This window comes from Sphingopyxis sp. BSNA05 (assembly GCF_013265645.1).
Lineage (GTDB): Bacteria > Pseudomonadota > Alphaproteobacteria > Sphingomonadales > Sphingomonadaceae > Parasphingorhabdus.
Window position 1 is genome coordinate 1 of sequence record NZ_PYIA01000020.1, and the last position, 3,792, is coordinate 3,792.

Sequence of the window (3,792 nt, forward strand, 5' to 3'; positions counted from 1 at the left end):
AAGCCTGATAATCATCTCTTACCTGTCGAGCCTTTATTAACGCGCTACGTGCGACCGCCATCTCCTCTGACGTATCTCCGTCTGTCAAAACGACATACAACCCACCCAAAAAACTAAAAAGGATGCAAAGATGCCTGCGTATTTAGCCCATTCTCCACCTGCTGTTGTCGGCAATAAGAATTGAGCGATGGTTGCAATGGCGGCACCGCCAGCGATCAGGCCACCCTTCACGAACACGGAAGTAATTTTAAATCGATTTGCGCGTTCAGCCATCACATTCGACAACTGGTCTTCAAGTTCATCAATATTGGCCAATGACGATCCTCCCCAAATGATCGTAGTTTTGTTATTCCACTTTTTATACAAGGTACAAGATACTTGCTTCCTTGAATATTCATTCTGAATTTCAAACATCTTTCAATGAGGCTATCAATCCGTCCATTGTTGTCTTCAGAAAATTTGCCTCAGTAGAATAAGCCCCATGCTTCCGGGCATTTCGATTGCCTTTTGGCGCGCCGGGATTATTGCCGCCGTGCATCCTGCATCGTTTTCGCCCCCTTACGGCTGGAGATTGGCACTCCGTGCCCTTGCGCGTCTTCGCTAGGCAGCGCGGCGCTTTTACCAGTTGCGCCGGTTGCATGGGATTGTTTGACTGATTTTGCATTTTGCGCATCCCCTACGCGCGCGCGTGCGCGTGAAAGTTTTCGGCCACGACTGCTTGCCCGCCTTCGTTAACGTGGACATGGCGAACGGTCTGCTCGCGCGGCTGGTGCAATTTGGCCAAGGCCTCCAGCGCAGCGCGACTGTTAGACTGCGCTTTGAACGCCAGCCGTGCATAGCGTTCCGCAGCGAGTGGATATTCACCGAAGTTCATAATCGAGCGTCGCATCAATTCGGTCATCATCGCATCAAGCGACAGTGCCTGAGCAGTCAAGACCTCACTGGCAAATGTAAGATCCCCATCCATCGCCTGCTTGGCTCTCGCTTCAATGACCCGACCGAAACTCTCGATCCCCGGTTCTCCCGGCAGATCACCAAGCGACTTTTTAGCCAAATCAGACGCGATAATGCCATGCCGAAAATACGGTTCAACCATCGCGCGCGCCATTGTGGCGGCCTCGTCTTCTCCCTTTTTAGCTAATATTTTAGTCGCCTTGGAATCTGATCTAGGCGAGGCTTTTGTTGATTTTGTCATGCAGCATTGCCTTCGTTAGCCCAGTGGGTTGAAATGGAGGTCGCAAAGGCAAGTGTTGCGAGTGAGGGAGTCCAATCAGGCTCCCACCATCCTAGAAGATTGCTTCGCGGTCCCTTACCTATGGTAACAGCTGAGTGTGTAGCGAAATCCCGAATGCAGGGGTTTGGCCGAATTGAGCCATTTCTGTCATTTAGCGTATTGAATTCCACTACCGACGCCGCTGCGATTGGGGCTGCATCGCGCACCTCAAAGTCGGAATCCAATACCGGAAAATCGCCGCTGTCCTTCGCCTTGCGATAGGCTTTCAAGGCTCGCTGGCCGCGTTCCATTCGCTTGCGGGCGGGTGTCTTTGGGTCAGGTTCCCGATTTAGGAAAGTCCATGACGGTGCTTTTCGTGCAGGGCCTGATTGCCACGTGAGCCGCCAGCAACGCGCGCGCGACTTGTTTGCAGCCTTCACTCTAAAATAAGCGTCTTGGGTCATTTCGATAAAACCCAGCGCGATCAGGTCATCGAACGCCCTGCTTGCGGCTGTTAGATCAGCAACGCCCAATCGGTGCGCCCCATCTCTTACGCTGAGATATAGGCTTCCATTATTGCTGCCATTTTCCAGCATGGCCAGTTCCACTAATAGCGAGCGAGCATTGGGGCTTAGACTACGATAGGCATTGCTTGTAAGCAGGCGAAAATCCAGCCGGGCAAAGCGGCTGGTTTGATTGCGGCCCTTAGCATTCACCTTGTTGCGGTTGCGCTGTCTGCCCATGGATCAACTTTCACCGCTGATAAGGTTGCGTAGGGAAGCGGCTGGGATCAGCGTGCGCTTGCCTATTTTGCGCACTTGTAACCGCTTTTCGCCGATTAATTGATATATGCGGGTGCGGCCCAGCGAGGACACACGGCAGGCTTCATTGATTGAATATGCCAGCGGTTGCAGATTGTCATTTTTGCTATTCAAAGGATTAACTCCGTTCAGTTGTGGACGGGGCTATACTGCTCTGATTTACTGGGTTTTGTCCGCCGGAAAGGAACAGAAACTATCAGAAACTCGGGTTTCTGCTATTCGGATTCCCATGCCTGGAAGGCTTCAAATATGGGTTTGGCATGGTCCCGCAGGACAGAATCTGAAGGGTGCTTGTCTTGATCGCCAAGCCATGTCGCCAGTTCACGAACGACATCCGCGATGGTCTTGGGTTTGAAGTCCCCGCGATAATATCGTCCCGCCATTTCCAATACCGCAGCCTCCCAATCTGCAATAGGTGGACGCCCTCCTTTGTTTGATTGATCTGCTATCAGTGCGGTTTCATCAACTTGGTCATTGTCGTCTAAGAATCTTGGAGATACGTCGATTTCCCATGCTGAAAACCACTCTTCAAAATAACCGGGGTCAAATATGTCAATTCCAGGCGGAATAAATGCTGTGCTGAATCTGTTCTGGCCATGTTCCCATACATATATCTCGCATTTATTCAGGCCGAGATGTGTCAAATCAACTTCAGTTTCAGGAAATCCAACGCCAGCGTATTGCTTTTTCTCTTCCGCGATCAAGTCAGCCAAGATTTGCCATTGTTTTGGCTTTATCGCCGCATGAGTTCCTTCAAATTCAAAGAAATTAGATGATTCATATTTTTCCATCGATAGTAGCCTCGTGCAATCAATTCGCCACTGCACAAAAGTTCCAAAACCGCATTATGCGGTCTGGATAGGCCATCCATAGCAAGCATGCCCAATACCTCGTTCAGATCTTTTGATGGGTAAAATGGATTTCCATCAGGATCGCAGCGCAACCATTGCCACTCTCGCATAATCGCTAGCGCCGTATCTGCATTTTTTCACCGTCGCTCATGGCCTTATGCTTTGCCTTGGGCCTTGCGAGCCACGCGCTTGTTCTTTGCCGCGCCCAACCGCTCCAACGGGTTCACAATGGCCTCATATCGCCCGAACAGATGCTCTACCCTGTCGCGGTCGGTTGCGAACGGGGCAGCACGGTATAGCTTGTCCACGGCAGCATCGAGCGCAGCATGGGCCTTGCGCAAATTGGCGGGCATTGTGTCCGGGTCATACAGGTCGGCAAGGCTGGACGTAGGGTGCGCGTCGCGAGCCTCCAGCACGGCCTGGGCGAGTTTTTCTATTTTGGCGCGTTTTGCAGGCGTTGAATCCGGCCACGGGAAAGTGTTGTAGACTAATCCGCTGGAATAGCTGAAACGGCTCTCAAGTCGTCCGCCTATGTGGGCAAGCCATGCCATGTGAGTTCGGCTTGTTACGATACCAAAATGCCAAAGCTCTGCATCGTCTATTACCATTAACTTATTGCTGGGTATTGTGGGCGGACTAATCCAGCCAATTGGAACATAGTCACGCCGTTCTGAACTCACTTCCGGTATAACCAGAAATGGCGATTTCGGCACCACTGTGACATGGTAAGCAGTAGGAGTGTCGGCCAATTGTCTAGATAGTTTTCCGCCGCTATTTAGGCGTAACTCACGTACAGCGGCTATCCGTTCTTTTACCTTGGGCATGGAACGAGTTTCCGCCGGTGACAGGTCAGCAACATGTAATATCCACCGCCCACTGCCGTTGATAAACTCATATCCACCCAAAA

General features: G+C 51.3%; 7 protein-coding genes. All 7 read right to left on the bottom strand.

Annotated features, from left to right (window positions below; translation table 11 throughout):
• Window positions 1-84: 84 nt before the first annotated feature.
• Complete coding sequence (locus tag C8024_RS02205) at window positions 85-315, bottom strand: hypothetical protein (protein WP_173202791.1); 231 nt, start codon at window positions 313-315, stop codon at window positions 85-87.
• Between the two features lie 91 nt (window positions 316-406).
• Entirely contained in the window at window positions 407-673 is a 267-nt protein-coding gene (locus C8024_RS22735) for an HGGxSTG domain-containing protein (RefSeq protein WP_367947101.1), read from the bottom strand.
• A 3-nt stretch (window positions 674-676) separates the two neighbouring features.
• A complete protein-coding gene (locus tag C8024_RS02210) occupies window positions 677-1,195 on the bottom strand; it encodes a hypothetical protein (protein WP_173202792.1) in 519 nt (172 codons plus the stop codon).
• Window positions 1,192-1,956, bottom strand: coding sequence for a hypothetical protein (locus tag C8024_RS02215; RefSeq protein ID WP_173202793.1), 765 nt, complete (start codon window positions 1,954-1,956; stop codon window positions 1,192-1,194). The genes C8024_RS02210 and C8024_RS02215 overlap by 4 nt, the downstream gene beginning before the upstream one ends.
• Window positions 1,957-1,959: 3 nt before the next feature.
• Window positions 1,960-2,148: a helix-turn-helix domain-containing protein gene (locus C8024_RS02220; RefSeq protein WP_254305480.1), complete on the bottom strand. Its 189-nt coding sequence runs from the start codon at window positions 2,146-2,148 to the stop codon at window positions 1,960-1,962.
• Between the two features lie 101 nt (window positions 2,149-2,249).
• On the bottom strand, window positions 2,250-2,825 hold the full coding sequence (locus tag C8024_RS02225) for a hypothetical protein (protein ID WP_173202794.1): 576 nt from the start codon (window positions 2,823-2,825) through the stop codon (window positions 2,250-2,252).
• Between the two features lie 215 nt (window positions 2,826-3,040).
• Window positions 3,041-3,792, bottom strand: a 752-nt coding sequence (locus tag C8024_RS02230) for a type IIL restriction-modification enzyme MmeI (RefSeq protein WP_367947102.1), incomplete at its 5' end; no start/stop codon positions are given.

What these genes read in the sequence shown, in the direction of transcription:
- C8024_RS22735 (WP_367947101.1), bottom strand. Translation starts at nt 673, where the DNA reads ATGCGCAAAATGCAAAATCAGTCAAACAATCCCATGCAACCGGCGCAA.
- C8024_RS02210 (WP_173202792.1), bottom strand. Translation starts at nt 1,195, where the DNA reads ATGACAAAATCAACAAAAGCCTCGCCTAGATCAGATTCCAAGGCGACT.
- C8024_RS02215 (WP_173202793.1), bottom strand. Translation starts at nt 1,956, where the DNA reads ATGGGCAGACAGCGCAACCGCAACAAGGTGAATGCTAAGGGCCGCAAT.
- C8024_RS02225 (WP_173202794.1), bottom strand. Translation starts at nt 2,825, where the DNA reads ATGGAAAAATATGAATCATCTAATTTCTTTGAATTTGAAGGAACTCAT.